The sequence below is a fragment of the Undibacterium sp. CCC3.4 genome (assembly GCF_034347425.1).
Taxonomy (GTDB): domain Bacteria; phylum Pseudomonadota; class Gammaproteobacteria; order Burkholderiales; family Burkholderiaceae_D; genus Undibacterium.
In genome coordinates, this window is the sequence record NZ_CP133779.1 from 1,362,745 (window position 1) to 1,379,307 (window position 16,563).

Consider the following 16,563-nt stretch of genomic DNA (forward strand, 5'->3'; position numbering starts at 1 on the left):
ACACTGCTGTTTTTTTCAGCGCGGCCCGGTCCGGCTTTTCAGCTCGCTCAGCCATTCCTGACCTGCCGTCCAGCTACCCAAGCCGGTTACGGTATTGATGTGCCCGAGTGCACCAAGACAGTGAAACTCAGCCCCCCAGGCCTGTGCCCAAGCTTGTGCGCGCGGTAAATCGCACCATGAATCGTTATCAGAAGCCAACACGATACTGGCAAACGGCAAGCGTATGGTTGGCATCGGTGCAAAGCTTGGAGTCGGCATGTCCGCTCGTTCCACATCGGGCGGGGCCACTAACAAAGCACCGATGACTTTATCCGGTGCCAACACGCCCGGCATACCGAGCGCCACCCACCACGCCGTCAAGGCGCAGCCCAAACTATGCGCGACCAGAATTACATCATCCTTACTGGCATTGACAGCGGCCGACAAATTGGCGACCCAATCACGACATTGCGGATCATCCCAATCGGCTTGCTCTACGCGCTGCGCATCGGTCATGCTGGCTTGCCACAAACTTTGCCAGTGGTCGGGGCCGGAATTTTGCCAGCCGGGTAAGATCAACAAACGCATCGTGTTCGCTCTCAGTGTGAAATTATTGGCCGCGCAATTTTAAAATCACCCCATCGAGGCTATCGAGATCGGCAAAATCGATCTGCAATTGTCCCCTGCCCTTGCTGCCCATTTTCAAACTTACCGTAGTGGCCAGCAAATCCGACAATTCTTCTTCCAAGCGCGTGATATCGCGCGATTTTTCGGCTTTCTCGCGCGGCGTGAAATCTTGGCTCTGTTCCAGTGTGGTTCTAGCAACTAATTTTTCCGCTTCGCGCACCGATAAACGCTTGGCCACGATTTGATGCGCCAACTGTATTTGGGTAGCGGCATCGGTGGCGAGCAAAGAACGCGCATGGCCCATGTCGATGTCACCGGCCATGAGCATGGTTTGCACCGGCTTGGCCAAATTCAGCAGGCGTAACAAATTCGATACCGCGCTGCGCGAGCGCCCGACTGCCGTTGCCGCTTGTTCATGCGTAAATGAAAAGTCTGTGATCAAACGATGTATGCCCTGTGCTTCTTCGAGCGGGTTGAGATCTTCACGCTGAATGTTTTCGATCAGCGCCATCGCCGCGGCCGTTTGGTCGTCGACATCCTTGACCAACACCGGCACGTCGCTCAAACCGGCCATCTGCGAGGCACGGAAGCGCCGCTCACCGGCGATGATTTCGTAGCGGGTTACCCCATCGGTCTGACCAATCGGACGCACCAGGATAGGCTGCATCAAGCCCTGTGCCTTGATGGAAGCGGCCAACTCGGCCAAGGCCCCCTCATCCATACGCGTGCGCGGTTGATACTTACCGGCTTGCATTTGCGTCACAGCTAAAGTCGTCGGTTCGCCGCTCACCGTCGGCATGGCTTGGGCAAAATCAGCGGCACCGTCGAACAAGGCATCGAGTCCGCGGCCTAAGCCTTTTTGTTTTTTAACAACCATACATATACCTACTTATTAATCCAGTTTTGAAATACGTTCGAGCATTTCGGCTCCGAACGCGATATACGCCTGCGCACCCTTGGATGCAGGATCGAACACCACGCCAGGAATACCGTAAGACGGTGCTTCGGCCAGGCGGACATTGCGCGGAATGACGGTTTTGAAGACCTTGTCGCCGAAATGCTGTTCGAGCTGCTCCGAAACTTGCTGCGATAAGGTCATGCGTGGGTCAAACATCACCCGTAACAAACCGACGATCTTGAGATCGGGATTGAGATTGGCTGATACTTTCTTAATCGTGTTGGCTAAATCAGACAATCCTTCGAGCGCATAGTATTCGCACTGCATAGGGATAATCACGCCATGGGCGGCGCACAAGCCATTGAGCGTCAACATCGACAAAGCGGGCGGGCAATCGATCAGAATAAAATCGTAATCGCCCGCCACGGCCGCCAAGGCATCACGCAGACGCTTATCGCGGTTATCGAGCGCGACCATTTCGACTTCGGCACCGGCCAGCTCACGATTGGCTGGTAAGACATCGAAGCGCCCTGATTCCGAGCGCAAGCGCGCCGTGACCACATCCGACATACCGAGCAAGACTTCATACACCGAGCTGGTTAATTTGGATTTATTGATGCCGGCACCCATCGTGGCATTCCCTTGCGGGTCTAAATCGACCAGCAACACGCGTTGATTGAGTTTGGCCAAGCCAGCTGCCAGATTGACGGTAGTGGTGGTCTTGCCAACGCCACCTTTTTGATTTGCTACACAAAATATTTTTGCCATGGTGTTTCCGTGTGTGGGGGGCTTCAAACTGCAGTTCGCTGAACGAAAACCAAATGCCGCTCAGCATCAAGGCCCGGCACAGTCAAGGCGCGCACGCCGCTGACTTGCCAACCCTCGGGCAAAGCTTCGATTTCCTGCGCTGGAGCAACGCCCTTCATGGCGATGAGTTGGCCACCCGGTGCGAGCAAATGCCCGGACCAGTTAATAAAATTACATAATTCTGAAAAAGCCCGCGAAGTGATGACATCAAAGGCACCGGGCAGTGCCAGTTGTTCCACTCGCCCGGTATGTACGGTCACGTTGCTGAGGCCGAGTTCGGTCTTGGCTTGATTCAAAAAAGCCGTTTTTTTATGGACCGTGTCTATCATCGCCACCTGTATCTGTGGGTAAGCGATCGCCAGTATCATGCCCGGCAAGCCGCCGCCGGAACCGACGTCGAGTACTTTGTCGGCGCCGACAAAAGCCGGCACCGCCGACAAGGAATCGAGCACATGCGCACGCACCATATCGAGCGGTTTGCGGATCGATGTTAAATTATAAACAGCATTCCATTTTGACAATAATTCTAAATACGCCATCATTTTATCGATCTGGCCATCATCGAGTGCCAAACCGAGTTCGGTGATGCCGGCGGCCAGCAACTTGCGCAAGGCTTCGTGGTCGGGAAGGCTCATACAGATGCTCCGATGTCGGCGGCCACAGCCGCACTGGTGTCAGGGGCGGTGGCAAACTCTTTGAAACCGCGTTTTTTCAAATGCACCAGCAACAGCGAAATCGCAGCCGGCGTCACGCCGGAAATGCGCCCACACTGGCCCAAAGTTTCCGGTTGATGGACATTGAGTTTCTGCCGCACTTCCATCGACAAACCATTAACTTCGATATAGTCAAATGCCGCTGGCATTTTCAGATTTTCAAAATATGCGTGCCGCTCTACCTCTTTCGCCTGCCGTTCGATGTAACCGGCATACTTGACTTGAATTTCCACCTGTTCACGCACGGCCGGATCGATCACACCGGGAGCAGCCAGTGCCTGCCCTTCCACGCCTTGCAAGCTCATCAAACTCTCGTAAGTCACTTCAGGACGACGCAGCAAATCGGCCAAGGAGTATTCGCGTTCCAAAGCCTTGCCCACTACGCGCTCTGCTTCGGCTTGCGCGACGATGCGCGGGTTAACCCAGATCGAACGCAAACGCTCCATTTCGCGGGCCACGCTCTCACGTTTTTCTTCAAACAATTTCCACTGCAGGTCACCGACACAACCGAGTTCGCGGCCAATTTCAGTCAAACGCATATCGGCATTATCTTCGCGCAAGCTCAAGCGGAATTCAGCGCGGCTGGTAAACATCCGATACGGCTCTTGCACACCCTTAGTAATGAGATCGTCGACCAAGACGCCGAGATAAGCTTCATCGCGGCGTGGAGTCCAAGCCGCACGGCCTTGGGTTTGCAATGCCGCATTCAAGCCAGCCAACATACCCTGCGCCGCCGCCTCTTCGTAACCGGTGGTACCGTTGATTTGTCCGGCAAAGAACAAGCCTTCGATCTGGCGCGTTTCCAAAGACAATTTCAAACCACGTGGATCAAAATAATCGTATTCGATTGCATAGCCAGGACGCAGGATAAACGCCTGCTCCATCCCACGCATGGAGCGCACCAAGTTCAGCTGCACATCAAATGGCAAACTGGTCGAGATACCGTTGGGGTAATACTCATTCGTCGTCAAGCCTTCGGGCTCGAGGAAAATTTGATGCGAATCCTTACCGGCGAAGCGATGAATCTTATCTTCTATCGATGGGCAATAGCGCGGCCCTACCCCTTCGATCACGCCGGTATACATCGGGCTGCGGTCGAGACCGGCGCGAATAATATCGTGGGTGCGTTCGTTGGTATGGGTGATCCAGCACGGTACTTGGCGCGGATGCATGGCCGCATTACCAAGATAAGAAAACACCGGCACCGGAGCGAGATCGCCGGGCTGTTCCTGCATGACGGAAAAATTGATACTACGACCATCGATACGCGGTGGCGTACCGGTTTTCAAACGCCCCTGTGGTAAGGCCAATTCTTTCAAGCGCGCCGACAAAGACAAGGCTGGCGGGTCACCGGCACGACCGGCCGAATAACTGTTTAAGCCGACGTGGATCTTCCCATCGAGGAAAGTACCGGCCGTCAGCACGACGGCGCGAGCGCGAAAAGTAATGCCGGCTTGGGTAACGGCACCAACGACGCGATTATTCTCAACCAACAAATCATCAACTGCTTGCTGGAACAAGTACAGGTTAGGCTGATTTTCCAGCCGGCTGCGGATCGCTTGTTTATACAGTATACGGTCTGCTTGGGCACGGGTAGCGCGTACCGCCGGGCCTTTGGACGAGTTCAGTATACGGAACTGGATGCCGGCTTCATCGGTGGCAATCGCCATCGCGCCGCCCATGGCATCAAGCTCTTTCACCAGATGCCCCTTACCGATTCCACCTATCGATGGATTGCAAGACATCTGACCGAGGGTCTCTATATTATGGCTCAACAGCAGTGTGGACTGCCCCATGCGCGCCGAGGCCAGCGCCGCTTCGGTACCAGCATGACCACCACCGACCACAATTACATCAAATTCTTTAGGATAAAACATAGCTAGCTTCGACAAACGTTGACTCTGGAAGCCCCGATTATAGTTGGTTTTCACTGCCGCGCTACGGCACAGTGTCGATTAAACTGGAATCAAGCGCGGCGAATGCACAAAAAAACATGGCGATGTTTCACGTGAAACATCGCCATCATCCTGCATATCGGTATTTTCAGCACGCCGAGCTGATTGTTTCACGTGAAACAATCAGCGTAAAAAACCATCGTAACTGGTTTTACAAATCAAGGCGACCACCACAAACAGGAAGATTTTACGCACAAAGCCAGTACCATGTTTAATTGCCATCTTAGTACCAAGCAGCGAACCACAGATACCACATGCCGCCATCACTGCGCCGATCTGCCATAAGATATGACCACTGAAGCCAAACCAAATCAAAGCAGCAACATTGCAAGCCACGTTCAATACTTTGGCGATGGCTGAAGCACGTAAGAAGTCATAGCCGAACACACGGACAAACAAAAACATGAAGAAGCTACCGGTGCCGGGGCCGAAGAAGCCATCATAGAAACCAATCGCGGCCCCGACCAACATTGCCAAGGCAGTCTCGGTCGAACCGGAAAATGGCGGCGCATCGACCGCCCCGAAATCCTTTTTCTTGAAGGTATACACAGCCACGGCAAACAAGACGAACGGCAGTGCCTTGCGTAACTGTTCGGGCGATACATGCGTGACCAAGTAGGCCCCGGCGAAAGAAAAAATAAACGACATCAAGGCCGCCGGCAATACCATGGCCCAGCGCAACTGCACGCGCTTGACGTAATTACGCGCGGCCACCGTGGTACCCCAGACACCGGCGAATTTACTCGTTCCAATCAAGGTAGCCGGTGCGGTGCCCGGCATCATTGAAAACAAGGCCGGCACTTGTACCAAGCCACCACCACCGACGATGGCATCGACAAAGCCGGCGAAGAAGGCTGCGCCTCCCAGTACCATCATATTGATCATGAAATTTTTTAACCTTATTCTCAAAGCAGCCGATTTCTGGCAAGCTAATCAGAATATCAAGTTTGCGCGATGTCAGGTAGCACACAAGTAATGAACTTTAACCAGAACAGAGAGCCATACGATGAATAATTTCGAATTTCAAACCGTCCCTCGTCTCATCAACAAAACTGGCGCCGCTCGCGAACTCGGCAACACCATCGTGGCCCACTTCCCGGCCTGCAAACATGTGCTCATCGTCACCGATGCCGGCTTCCTCGGCACCGGTCTGGTCAGCGCAGTCCAAACGAATATCGAGGCACAGGGCTTACGGGTCAGCCTGTACACCGAGGTGCTGGCCGATCCCCCGGAAGCGGTCGTGCTTGATGCGGCGGCACGCGCACGTGCCCTCTCGGTCGACTTGGTCGTCGGGCTAGGCGGCGGCAGCTCCATGGATGTAGCCAAGCTGATCGCCGTGCTGGCCGGCGGCACCCAGCCGCTGGCAGACATGTATGGCATAGGCAAAGTCAGCGGTGCGCGCCTGCCCTTGATACAAATCCCAACCACCGCCGGTACCGGCTCCGAAGTCACGCCGATTGCCATCGTCACCACCGGTGCCACCAGCAAAATGGGCGTGGTCGCACCGCAGCTGTATGCTGACCTCGCCATTCTCGATGCTGAACTTAGTGTCGGCTTGCCGCCGGCGGTCAGTGCAGCCACCGGCATTGATGCCATGGTGCATGCGATCGAAGCCTATACCACGCGGCATAAAAAGAACCCGCTCTCCGATATGCTGGCGCGCGCCGCGTTGAAATTATTGTGGAACAATATCGAGCAAGTCTGCAGCAATGGCCAGAACTTGGCAGCACGCCAAGCCATGCTGCTCGGTGCCATGCTGGCCGGCCAAGCGTTTGCGAATGCCCCCTGTGCCGCCGTCCATGCCCTCGCCTATCCGCTGGGCGGCATCTTCCACGTGCCGCATGGTTTATCGAATGCCCTGGTGTTACCGCATGTATTACGCTTCAATACCGAGCAAGCGTCCCAGCAGTATGCCGAGCTGGCCGAGATCATTGCACCGGACGCTACTGGCAGTGCCGAAGCGCGCAGCAATGCCCTCATCAGCGCCTTCGAAGAACTGGCGCTGCGCACCGCCATTCCTACTCGTTTGCGCCAAGTCGGCGTGACCGAGGGCGAGCTCGATCGCTTGGCATCCGATGCGATGTTACAAACCCGCTTACTGACGAATAACCCGCGCGAAGTCAGCTTAGCCGATGCGCGTGCGATTTACGCGGCGGCTTGGTAAGGGGCTGCTACAAAATTAAAATTATTATTTTAAAAGCAATATTCACGACAAAAAAAAAGCCCCGCTGCCAACTCTGGCAACGGGGCTTTTTTTCAGCGCAACAAATTCACAGTGCTTTCGCAGTGACTTTCTTTTGCCACCAAGCTTGTAACTCGCCGACCAAACCACGTCGGAAAGCCAATACACAAACGATGAAAATCAAACCGGTGACGATGGTGACCGAATCACCCAAGCTGCGGAACCATTCTATGCCCGAGACATTGGCCAGCAATTCGCCGAAATCACCGAGCTTGTTTTCCAAGGCGATGATCAAGATGGCACCGACGATCGGCCCGACCAAGGTTCCCAAACCACCAACCAAGGTCATCAACACCACCAAGCCAGACATGGTCCAGTGCACATCGGTCAGCGTTTCAAAACCGAGCACCAAGGACTTGGTGGCACCGGCGAGGCCAGCCAAAGCAGCCGACAACACAAAGGCCAGCAATTTGTATTTGTCGACATCGTAACCGAGCGAGATCGCGCGTGCTTCGTTCTCCTTGATGGCTTTCAAGACTTGCCCGAACGGTGAATGCACAGTTCTGACGATCAAAGCAAAACCGGCACAGGCAATCGCCAACACCGCATAATACAAATGCAAATCAGAAGCCAAATCGAGACTGCCGAACAGCTTGCCACGTGCGACGCCCTGCAAGCCATCTTCCCCACCGGTGAACTTCGCTTGCAGTATGATGAAATACAACATCTGCGCTAAGGCCAAAGTGATCATGGTGAAATAAATACCTTGTCGCCGTATCGCCAACAAACCCATCAGCAAACCGATCACCGCGGCCGCCCCGACACCGAGTGCCAAGCCGGCTTCGGTGGGCAAACCGGCATCACGAATCGCCCACCCGGCCACATAGCCGGCGGTGCCGAAAAATGCGGCATGACCGAACGACAGCAAACCGGTGAAACCGATCAGCAGATTAAAGGCGCAGGCGAATAAGGCGAAGCACAACAGCTTCATCAAAAACACCGGATACACGAAAGCCGGTGCCGCCAACAAGGCCAGCAGCAGCACCGCAGTGGCGATTTTTTTGAGCATGGGAGATCCGTTCATTTTTCTTTTCCAAACAAGCCAGCTGGCCGTATCATGAGCACAATCGCCATCACGATGAACACCACCGTGGCCGACAATTCCGGATAAAACACACGCGTCAATCCTTCGATTACGCCCAAGCCCAAACCGGTCAAGATCGAACCCAGTATCGAGCCCATGCCACCGATCACTACCACCGCAAACACCGTAATGATCAGATTCGAACCCATCAGCGGCGAGACTTGAATCACCGGTGCTGCCAACACCCCGGCAAAGGCCGCCAAGGCGACACCGAAACCATACGTCAGCGTCACCATCAAGGGCACGTTAACGCCGAAAGCTTCGACCAATTTAGGATTTTCCGTGCCGGCGCGCAGATAAGCACCGAGTTTGGTCTTTTCAATCACGAACCAAGTCGCGAAACATACCGTCAAAGAGGCGATAACGACCCAGGCGCGATAATTTGGCAAGATCATGAAGCCGAGGTCGGTGGCACCGGCCAAGGCTGCAGGGACCGAATACGGCTGTCCTGAGACCCCGTACACCGAGCGGAACACGCCCTCGAGCAGTAAAGTAATACCGAAGGTCAGCAATAGCCCATACAAATGATCGAGCTGGTACAACCAGCGCAGCATGGTTTTCTCGATCACGATACCGATCGCCCCAACGGCCAACGGTGCTACAACCAACATCACCCAATAACTGATACCGAAGTACTCCATGCCCATCCAGGCGAAAAACGCGCCCATCATGTACAAGGCGCCGTGGGCAAAATTAATCACGTTGAGCAGTCCGAAAATCACCGCCAACCCCAAAGACAGCATCGCGTAAAACGAGCCATTGACCAAGCCCAGCAAGAGCTGACTCAGCATCGCCTGAAGCGGAATACCAAATATTTCCATGGCACGCTTAAAAAAAAGTCGGCAATCAGCCCGACAGAATTAAAAAAAAGACGCGCCCATAAACAGAGCGCGCCGGTGATCAATCAGCTTATTTCCACAACGCGCATTTGGATTCAGCCTTCGTGGTAAACGCTTGTTCACCAGGAATCACTTGCGCCACCTTGTAGTAATCCCACGGCTCTTTCGATTCCGTTTGCGCTTTGACTTGCATCAGATACATATCATGAATCATGCTGCCATCGGCCCGCACATAACCATTCTTGACATACATGTCGTTGAATTTCATGCTGCGTAATTTCGCCATGACTTTTTCGCTGTCGTCACTGCCGGCGGCTTTGACAGCATTGAGATACTGCAGCGTTGCCGAGTAATCGGCGGCTTGCAAACTCGATGGCATCTTCTTCATTTTTTCAAAATAACGACGCGCCCAAGTGCGTGACTCCGGCGTGGCATTCCAATACCAGCTGTCGGTCAAATACATGCCATTGGTCAGGTTCAAACCGAGCGAATGGATATCATTGATAAACATCAGCAAGCCAGCCAATTTCATCGTCTTGGTCACGCCGAATTCATTGGCGGCCTTGATCGCATTGATGGTATCGCCACCGGCATTCGCCAAACCGAGAATCTGCGCTTTCGATGCCTGTGCTTGCAACAAGAAGGAAGAAAAATCGGAGGCCGACAAAGGATGTTTGACCGCGCCGCTGACGGTGCCACCATTGGCTTTCACCACCCGTGCCGTATCGCTCTCAAGGGCCGCACCGAAGGCATAATCGGCCGTCAGAAAATACCAACTCTTCCCACCCTGCTTGACCACGGCCGAGCCAGTACCCTTGGCCAGCGCCACGGTATCGTAGGCATAGTGAATCGTGTATGGTGTGCATTCTTCATTGGTCAACACGGCGGTACCGGCACCGATCGAGATATAAGGCTTTTTCTTTTCTGCGGCCACTTTGGCCATCGACAAACCGGTACCCGAATTGGTGCCGCCGATGAGCAGATCGACGCCATCGCGATCAAACCATTCGCGCGCGCGACTGGCGGCGATATCGGCTTTATTCTGGTGATCAGCGCTGACGAATTCGATTTTCTTACCGAGTACCGTGCCACCGAAATCGGCAATCGCCATCTTGATCGCTTCAACCCCGCCTTTGCCATCGATATCCGAGTACACGCCCGACAAATCGCTGATAAAGCCGATCTTCACTACATCGCCCGACACTTGTGCAGCCGCCGGTGCGGCAGAAAAGGCCGCGGCAAGCGCCAAACTGATTAGCTTCAATGTATTCTTCATCTTTCATCTCCTGTCATTATTATTGAAATTGCCCGTTATAAAGCACGGGCGACTGAAACTGAATTACACGCCCAACAACTGATTCAATACCGGCATTTTTTCCGGCAACTGTGCCGCCGTAAAACTCTCGACAATCTGACCATGTTCCATCACATAAAAATGATCGGCCAAAGGTGCGGCGAAACGGAAATTCTGTTCCACCATCACGATGGTGTAGCCACTCGCTTTGAGTGTCAGAATCATCCGCGCCAAGGCTTGCACGATAACCGGTGCCAAGCCTTCGGAAATCTCATCGAGTAACAATAGTCGCGCACCGGTACGCAAGATGCGCGCAACCGCCAGCATTTGCTGCTCGCCACCCGACAAACGCGTGCCTTGGCTATGCTTACGCTCGGCCAAGTTAGGGAACATGGCATAAATATCGGCAATCGCCATGCCCGCGGTTTCACGTGAAACCATCGGTGGCAATAAAAGATTTTCTTCGGTCGACAAGGAAGAAAAAATACCGCGCTCTTCCGGACAATAACCGACGCCAAGATGGGCAATTTTATGCGTGGCCAGCGTGATCGCTTCGACCCCGTTAATCTTGATCGAACCGGCGCGCGCACCGGTCAAGCCCATGATGGCACGCATGGTCGTGGTACGACCGGCACCGTTACGACCTAGAATGGTAACGACCTCGCCAGGCTGTACCGACAGATTCACATCATGCAAAATATGTGACTCGCCATACCAAGCTTGTAAGTGAGTAATTTCCAGTGCTGGAATGCGCGCTGACTTCATGCGTGTGCTCCTTCCAATTCCGCACTGCTGCTACCCATATACGCTTCCATCACCAAGGGATTGGCCGAGACTTCGGCATAACTGCCCTCGGCCAGCATGGCACCACGCTGTAGTACCGAAATGCGGTCGCAGATGCCGGACACCACACTCATATTATGTTCCACCATCAAAATAGTGCGACCGGCCGCGACCTTGCGTATCAATTCAGTCACGCGATGGACATCTTCATGTCCCATGCCTTGGGTCGGTTCGTCGAGCAACATCATTTCCGGTTCCATCGCCAAGGTCGTGGCGATTTCCAGCGCACGCTTGCGACCATACGGTAAATCCACCGTCAGCGTCGTCGCAAACGCGGCCAAATCTACTTGTTCGAGCAAGTCCATGGCACGCTCGTTCAAGCGCGACAAGCTGGCAGCACTCTTCCAAAAATGAAACGAGCTACCCAGTGTGCGCTGTAAACCGATACGCACATTTTCGAGCACACTTAAGTGCGGAAACACTGCCGAAATTTGAAACGAACGAATGATGCCTTGGCGTGCAATTTGTGCCGGTTTAGCCGCCGTGATATCGAGACCATTGAATAAAATCTGACCCGAACTCGGTACCAGAAATTTCGTCAGCAAATTGAAGCAAGTTGTTTTGCCAGCACCATTCGGGCCGATCAAGGCGTGAATATGACCACGCTGAACTTGCAGGTTAACTTCATTAACCGCGGTGAAGCCCTTGAACTGTTTGCTCAAGCGCTTAGTCTCCAGGATGACTTGGGTCATCTGATCTCCTTGTGTTGCCTTGTTTCGAACATGACAATCCCGCTGTACGTGCAGCGGGCATAATTATTATTTTGCACTCATCACTGAACAAAATCTAAGACAACATAGCACAGCGACGAGTGATAGTACCCAGCAAATGAAAGCAACAACAATACGGTATAACTACTATAGCGCGCGCGCCGCCCCAATTGGCCGCGCCGCGAGCATTAACATGGCCGCTTTTTCCGCGATCATGATGGTTGGTGAATTGGTATTACCGGAGGTAATCGTCGGCATGATCGAGGCATCGGCAACCCGCAAACCAGCCACACCAATTACGCGCAACTGGCTGTCCACCACGGCCATCGCATCATCGCTGCGCCCCATCTTACAGGTGCCAACCGGATGAAAAATCGTCGTGCCGATATCGCCGGCGGCATTGGCTAATTCTGCTTCGGTGCGAAATTGTGCGCCCGGCTTCATCTCTTGCGGCGCATATTTTTGCAGCGCCGGTGCGGCCACAATCTGCCGCGTCAGCGTCAAGGAAGCGGCCGCGATGCGCCGATCTTCCGCTGTGCTCAAATAATTGGGGGCAATCGCCGGTGCCTGCGCCGCATCGGGACTGAGGATGCGTACCTGGCCGCGCGAACTCGGACGCAGATTGCACACGCTGGCGGTAAACGCCGGAAAATCATGCAAAGGATCGCCGAATTTATCGAGCGATAAAGGCTGCACATGGTATTCCAAATTAGCCGTCGCCTGACTCGCATCCGAGCGCGTAAACGCCCCTAGCTGCGACGGTGCCATCGACATCGGCCCACTCTGACGCAGCGCATATTCGAGGCCGATACGGGCCTTGCCGAGCCAACTGTTGGCCATCTTATTCAAGGTCGGTGCACCACTGATTTTAAATGAAGAACGAATCTGTAAATGGTCTTGCAAATTCGCCCCGACACCAGCCAAAGCATGGACGACCGGCACGCCGGCTTGCTGCAACTGCGCCGGCGCACCGATACCTGACAATTGCAGAATCGCCGGCGAACCGATGGCACCGGCCGCCAGCACTGTTTCGACCATCGCCTCAGCAAACCAATGACGGCCGCCGCCGATGAATTCCACGCCGCTGCAGCGCTGGCCGTCGCCAGTGCTGCTGATACATAATTTCTGCACCTGGCAACCGGTCATGATGGTCAAGTTATCGCGCGCTGCCGCTGGGCGTAAAAAAGCTTTGGCAGTATTCCAGCGAATGCCGCGTTTTTGATTGACATCGAAATAGCCGCAACCTTCGTTATCACCGCGATTGAAATCATCGCTGTTAGGAATCCCGACCTGCGCCGCGGCGGCGCGAAAGGCATCGAGAATTTCCCACGACAAACGTTGTTTTTCCACACGCCACTCGCCACCGCGACCGTGAAATTCCCCATCTTGGCCGTGATGGTCTTCGCTTTTTTTAAATAAGGGTAAGACCTGATCCCAGCGCCAACTGTCGTCGCCACTCAAAGCCGCCCATTCATCGTAATCGCGCGCCTGACCACGCATGTAAATCATGCCATTGATCGATGAGCTGCCGCCGAGGACTTTCCCACGTGGATAAATCAAACTGCGACCGTTCAAACCCGCTTCCGCTTCGGTGCGATACATCCAATCGGTACGCGGATTATTAATGCAATACAAATAGCCGACCGGGATATGAATCCACAGATAGTCATCTTTGCCGCCGGCTTCGATGAGCAGCACACGCCGCGTCGGATCGGCCGACAGGCGGTTGGCCAGCACACAACCGGCGCTGCCGGCACCGACCACGATGTAATCAAATTGACCTGCTGATTCCATATTTTTTTCCTGTTAACAAGTTAATGGATCGTCGCAAGCGACGATGGAAAAGACTCTGGAAGGGGTTTGCATCCCCTCCCATCGCGTCGCTCCTTCGTCGCTCACCGGCCTGAAGGCCGGGGTTTCAAACCCTAGTCAGATTTTTGATGAAAGCGGGTTTTATAATTAAGTAATCGAACCCGGAAACGCTTCAGAGTCCGGCTTCCGCCACCAGCAGCGCGAGCAGCTGTGCGGCCGGCATGGCACGCGCCCGCGCCACCCCCTGTCCGGCCCACAGCGACATCAGTTCGGTATCACCAAGTTTGGCGGCCGCACTGCGTAAGCCGGCCGTCAAGGCATTTTGTACCGGGTAAGCCGGTACCTGCGCGGCGACTGCTTCCATGGCTTGCATAAAGCGGTTGTCGAGCCCACGCGCCAGCCGTCCGGTAATCGCTCGGGTTTGACGCGTGCAGTCGGTGGTGGCGCTGAGTAAGCGTTGTTGGTAGGCCGGATCAATCCCACACTCGGGCGTCACCAGAAACGCCGTGCCCATTTGTACCGCTGCGGCACCGGCAGCCAGTGCGGCAGCGATGTCGTGACCATCCATGATATTGCCGGCGACAATCGCCGGCACACGCAACTGTGGCAAACACAAGGCCAGCAATTCCATAGTGCTGAAATGGACATCTTCCTGCGGGCCGATAAACGTGCCTCTGTGGCCGCCAGCTTCACCACCCGACAGACACACCGCATCCACCCCCAGCGCTTGCCAGGCCAGCGCCTCAGACGGCTGCGTGGCAGTGCCAACGACGGCGATGCCAGCGGCCTGCAAGCGTGTCACTTGGGCTTGACTGAGAATGTCAAAAGTAAAACTGGCCAGCGCCGGCGCCGCATCGATCAGGGCCTCAAACTGGGCGGCAAAATCTTCACACCAACGCGCCGGTCGCGGCAAACCATCCCAGCCCAGCGCCGACCAAACGGGCTTAAGCCATTGCTCGGCTTGCTGCAATTCGAGCTCACTCGGCGTCGGCGTTTGCTGCACAAATAAATTGATGGCAAATGGCCGCGCCGTAAGTGCGCGAATCTGCCGCACTTGCTCACCGATGGCAGCCGGTGCCAACATGCCGGCCGCCAGCGAACCGAGCCCACCGGCATTGCTGACGGCCGCCACCAATTGTGGAGTCGAAGCGCCACCGGCCATCGGCCCCTGAATGATGGGATAAGTCAGCAAACGCGACAGCATCATTTACTTCGCTACCGGCATGGTGAATTCGGCGCCCTTGCTTATACTGTCAGGCCAGCGTTGCATGATCGATTTGTAGCGGGTATAAAAACGTATGCCTTCTTCCCCGTAAGCATGCACATCACCGAACAAGGAACGTTTCCAGCCACCAAACGAATGCCAGGCCATCGGCACTGGAATCGGCACATTGATGCCGACCATACCGACTTGCACGCGGCGCGAAAATTCGCGTGCCGTGTTGCCATCCGAAGTAAACAAGGCCACGCCATTACCGAATTCGTGACGATTAATCAGCGCCACTGCGGCAGCAAAATCGGGGACCCGCACGATGCACAAGACCGGACCGAAAATCTCTTCGCGATGGATTTTCATTCCTTCAACTACCTGATCAAACAGCGTGCCGCCGAGGAAAAAACCGGCCTCATGGCCGGGCACCGAAAAGCCGCGTCCATCAACCAACAACTGCGCGCCTTCGAGCACGCCATCCGCGATATACGCTTCAATTTTAGCCTTGTGCGCAGCCGTCACCACCGGCCCCATATCAGCATCGGCTTCCATACCGTTTTTAATCGTCAGTGCCCGCACGCGCGGCACCAAGGCCGTCACCAGTGCATCGGCCACATCGCCGACGGCGACGGCCACCGAAATCGCCATACAACGTTCGCCGGCCGAGCCATACGCCGCGCCCATCAGGGCATCGACCGCTTGTTCCAAATTCGCGTCCGGCATCACCACCAAATGATTCTTCGCCCCACCCAAAGCCTGTACGCGCTTACCCAAACGTGTGCCTTCGCTGTAAATGTATTCGGCAATCGGTGTCGAGCCGACGAAAGAAATAGCCGCCACATCCGGATGCTGCAACAAGCCGTCAACCGCCACTTTATCGCCCTGCAAAACCCCGAATACGCCATCTGGCAACCCGGCTTGTTTGAGCAAGTCTGCGATCAGTAAAGCACAAGAAGGATCGCGCTCCGACGGTTTCAAGATGAAGCAATTACCGGTAGCAATGGCCAACGGTGCCATCCACATCGGCACCATGAAAGGAAAATTGAAAGGCGTGATACCAGCGGTAATCCCGAGCGGTTGGCGCAGATTATAGTTATCGATGCCGCCGCCGATGTTGTCGGAAAATTGGGTTTTCAACAGTTGCGGCATCCCGCAAGCGAATTCGACGATCTCGATACCACGGGTCACCTCACCCATGGCATCGGACAATACCTTGCCATGTTCGCGGGTAATCAAGGTGGCCAGTTCAACATGATGCCGGTCCAACAATTCCTTAAATTTAAACATCACGCGCGCACGCTTGAGCGGCGCAGTCTCAGCCCAAGCCGGTGCGGCGGCTTTGGCCGCTGCCACGGCGGCATCGACGGCCGCCAAATCGGCCAACACAACTTGTGCCACCACGGCACCGGTAGCTGGGTTGAAAACGTCTTGCAAACGGCCCGAAGTCGACGGCGTGACCTGACCATTGAAAAAATGCTGAAGTAAAGTGGACATGGCGAAAACTTTCTGAAGAAGAAAAAATATCGACTCCAGAATAAATCACTCTGCAC

The 16,563-nt window shown here is 54.8% G+C and carries 15 protein-coding genes; 1 reads left to right on the top strand and 14 read right to left on the bottom strand.

Going from position 1 to position 16,563, the window contains the following annotated elements; translation table 11 throughout:
- Positions 1-15: 15 nt before the first annotated feature.
- The 6 genes from RHM61_RS06165 to RHM61_RS06190 all read right to left on the bottom strand — a co-directional run bounded on the left by RHM61_RS06165 (position 16) and on the right by RHM61_RS06190 (position 5,864).
- The gene (locus RHM61_RS06165) at positions 16-567 is read right to left on the bottom strand and encodes an alpha/beta hydrolase (RefSeq protein ID WP_322250257.1); all 552 of its coding nucleotides are present in this window, start codon (positions 565-567) and stop codon (positions 16-18) included.
- A 22-nt stretch (positions 568-589) separates the two neighbouring features.
- Positions 590-1,483 carry a ParB/RepB/Spo0J family partition protein gene (locus tag RHM61_RS06170; RefSeq protein ID WP_322250258.1) on the bottom strand — a complete coding sequence of 298 codons (894 nt, stop codon included), beginning with the start codon at positions 1,481-1,483 and terminating at the stop codon, positions 590-592.
- Positions 1,484-1,498: 15 nt separating this feature from the next.
- Positions 1,499-2,272, bottom strand: a complete 774-nt coding sequence (locus tag RHM61_RS06175; RefSeq protein ID WP_322250259.1) for a ParA family protein — start codon at positions 2,270-2,272, stop codon at positions 1,499-1,501.
- Between the two features lie 23 nt (positions 2,273-2,295).
- On the bottom strand, positions 2,296-2,946 hold the full coding sequence (gene rsmG / locus RHM61_RS06180) for a 16S rRNA (guanine(527)-N(7))-methyltransferase RsmG (protein WP_322250260.1): 651 nt from the start codon (positions 2,944-2,946) through the stop codon (positions 2,296-2,298).
- Positions 2,943-4,901, bottom strand: coding sequence for a tRNA uridine-5-carboxymethylaminomethyl(34) synthesis enzyme MnmG (gene mnmG, locus RHM61_RS06185; protein WP_322250261.1), 1,959 nt, complete (start codon positions 4,899-4,901; stop codon positions 2,943-2,945). The genes rsmG and mnmG overlap by 4 nt, the downstream gene beginning before the upstream one ends.
- 201 nt (positions 4,902-5,102) lie before the next feature.
- The gene (locus RHM61_RS06190) at positions 5,103-5,864 is read right to left on the bottom strand and encodes a sulfite exporter TauE/SafE family protein (RefSeq protein WP_322250262.1); all 762 of its coding nucleotides are present in this window, start codon (positions 5,862-5,864) and stop codon (positions 5,103-5,105) included.
- Between the two features lie 121 nt (positions 5,865-5,985).
- Here RHM61_RS06190 and RHM61_RS06195 point away from each other — a divergent pair, with 121 nt between their 5' ends.
- Positions 5,986-7,143: an iron-containing alcohol dehydrogenase gene (locus RHM61_RS06195; RefSeq protein WP_322250263.1), complete on the top strand. Its 1,158-nt coding sequence runs from the start codon at positions 5,986-5,988 to the stop codon at positions 7,141-7,143.
- Positions 7,144-7,249: 106 nt separating this feature from the next.
- On the opposite strand, the gene RHM61_RS06200 is transcribed toward RHM61_RS06195, so the two are convergent.
- The 8 genes from RHM61_RS06200 to RHM61_RS06235 form a co-directional block, all read right to left on the bottom strand.
- Positions 7,250-8,230 carry a branched-chain amino acid ABC transporter permease gene (locus RHM61_RS06200; RefSeq protein ID WP_322250264.1) on the bottom strand — a complete coding sequence of 327 codons (981 nt, stop codon included), beginning with the start codon at positions 8,228-8,230 and terminating at the stop codon, positions 7,250-7,252.
- Between the two features lie 11 nt (positions 8,231-8,241).
- Positions 8,242-9,126, bottom strand: a complete 885-nt coding sequence (locus RHM61_RS06205) for a branched-chain amino acid ABC transporter permease (protein ID WP_322250265.1) — start codon at positions 9,124-9,126, stop codon at positions 8,242-8,244.
- 88 nt (positions 9,127-9,214) lie between these two features.
- Positions 9,215-10,420, bottom strand: a complete 1,206-nt coding sequence (locus RHM61_RS06210) for an ABC transporter substrate-binding protein (protein WP_322250266.1) — start codon at positions 10,418-10,420, stop codon at positions 9,215-9,217.
- Between the two features lie 63 nt (positions 10,421-10,483).
- A complete protein-coding gene (locus RHM61_RS06215; RefSeq protein WP_322250267.1) occupies positions 10,484-11,203 on the bottom strand; it encodes an ABC transporter ATP-binding protein in 720 nt (239 codons plus the stop codon).
- A complete protein-coding gene (locus tag RHM61_RS06220; protein ID WP_322250268.1) occupies positions 11,200-11,973 on the bottom strand; it encodes an ABC transporter ATP-binding protein in 774 nt (257 codons plus the stop codon). The genes RHM61_RS06215 and RHM61_RS06220 overlap by 4 nt, the downstream gene beginning before the upstream one ends.
- Positions 11,974-12,138: 165 nt before the next feature.
- Complete coding sequence (locus RHM61_RS06225; RefSeq protein WP_322250269.1) at positions 12,139-13,785, bottom strand: GMC family oxidoreductase; 1,647 nt, start codon at positions 13,783-13,785, stop codon at positions 12,139-12,141.
- 190 nt (positions 13,786-13,975) lie between these two features.
- Positions 13,976-15,010, bottom strand: a complete 1,035-nt coding sequence (locus RHM61_RS06230) for a nitronate monooxygenase (protein WP_322250270.1) — start codon at positions 15,008-15,010, stop codon at positions 13,976-13,978.
- A complete protein-coding gene (locus RHM61_RS06235; RefSeq protein WP_322250271.1) occupies positions 15,011-16,507 on the bottom strand; it encodes a CoA-acylating methylmalonate-semialdehyde dehydrogenase in 1,497 nt (498 codons plus the stop codon).
- Positions 16,508-16,563 lie beyond the last annotated feature (56 nt).

What these genes read in the sequence shown, in the direction of transcription:
- RHM61_RS06225 (WP_322250269.1), bottom strand. Translation starts at nt 13,785, where the DNA reads ATGGAATCAGCAGGTCAATTTGATTACATCGTGGTCGGTGCCGGCAGC.
- RHM61_RS06220 (WP_322250268.1), bottom strand. Translation starts at nt 11,973, where the DNA reads ATGACCCAAGTCATCCTGGAGACTAAGCGCTTGAGCAAACAGTTCAAG.
- rsmG (WP_322250260.1), bottom strand. Translation starts at nt 2,946, where the DNA reads ATGAGCCTTCCCGACCACGAAGCCTTGCGCAAGTTGCTGGCCGCCGGC.
- mnmG (WP_322250261.1), bottom strand. Translation starts at nt 4,901, where the DNA reads ATGTTTTATCCTAAAGAATTTGATGTAATTGTGGTCGGTGGTGGTCAT.
- RHM61_RS06195 (WP_322250263.1), top strand. Translation starts at nt 5,986, where the DNA reads ATGAATAATTTCGAATTTCAAACCGTCCCTCGTCTCATCAACAAAACT.
- RHM61_RS06230 (WP_322250270.1), bottom strand. Translation starts at nt 15,010, where the DNA reads ATGATGCTGTCGCGTTTGCTGACTTATCCCATCATTCAGGGGCCGATG.
- RHM61_RS06210 (WP_322250266.1), bottom strand. Translation starts at nt 10,420, where the DNA reads ATGAAGAATACATTGAAGCTAATCAGTTTGGCGCTTGCCGCGGCCTTT.
- RHM61_RS06205 (WP_322250265.1), bottom strand. Translation starts at nt 9,126, where the DNA reads ATGGAAATATTTGGTATTCCGCTTCAGGCGATGCTGAGTCAGCTCTTG.
- RHM61_RS06165 (WP_322250257.1), bottom strand. Translation starts at nt 567, where the DNA reads ATGCGTTTGTTGATCTTACCCGGCTGGCAAAATTCCGGCCCCGACCAC.
- RHM61_RS06235 (WP_322250271.1), bottom strand. Translation starts at nt 16,507, where the DNA reads ATGTCCACTTTACTTCAGCATTTTTTCAATGGTCAGGTCACGCCGTCG.
- RHM61_RS06200 (WP_322250264.1), bottom strand. Translation starts at nt 8,230, where the DNA reads ATGCTCAAAAAAATCGCCACTGCGGTGCTGCTGCTGGCCTTGTTGGCG.
- RHM61_RS06170 (WP_322250258.1), bottom strand. Translation starts at nt 1,483, where the DNA reads ATGGTTGTTAAAAAACAAAAAGGCTTAGGCCGCGGACTCGATGCCTTG.
- RHM61_RS06175 (WP_322250259.1), bottom strand. Translation starts at nt 2,272, where the DNA reads ATGGCAAAAATATTTTGTGTAGCAAATCAAAAAGGTGGCGTTGGCAAG.
- RHM61_RS06190 (WP_322250262.1), bottom strand. Translation starts at nt 5,864, where the DNA reads ATGATCAATATGATGGTACTGGGAGGCGCAGCCTTCTTCGCCGGCTTT.
- RHM61_RS06215 (WP_322250267.1), bottom strand. Translation starts at nt 11,203, where the DNA reads ATGAAGTCAGCGCGCATTCCAGCACTGGAAATTACTCACTTACAAGCT.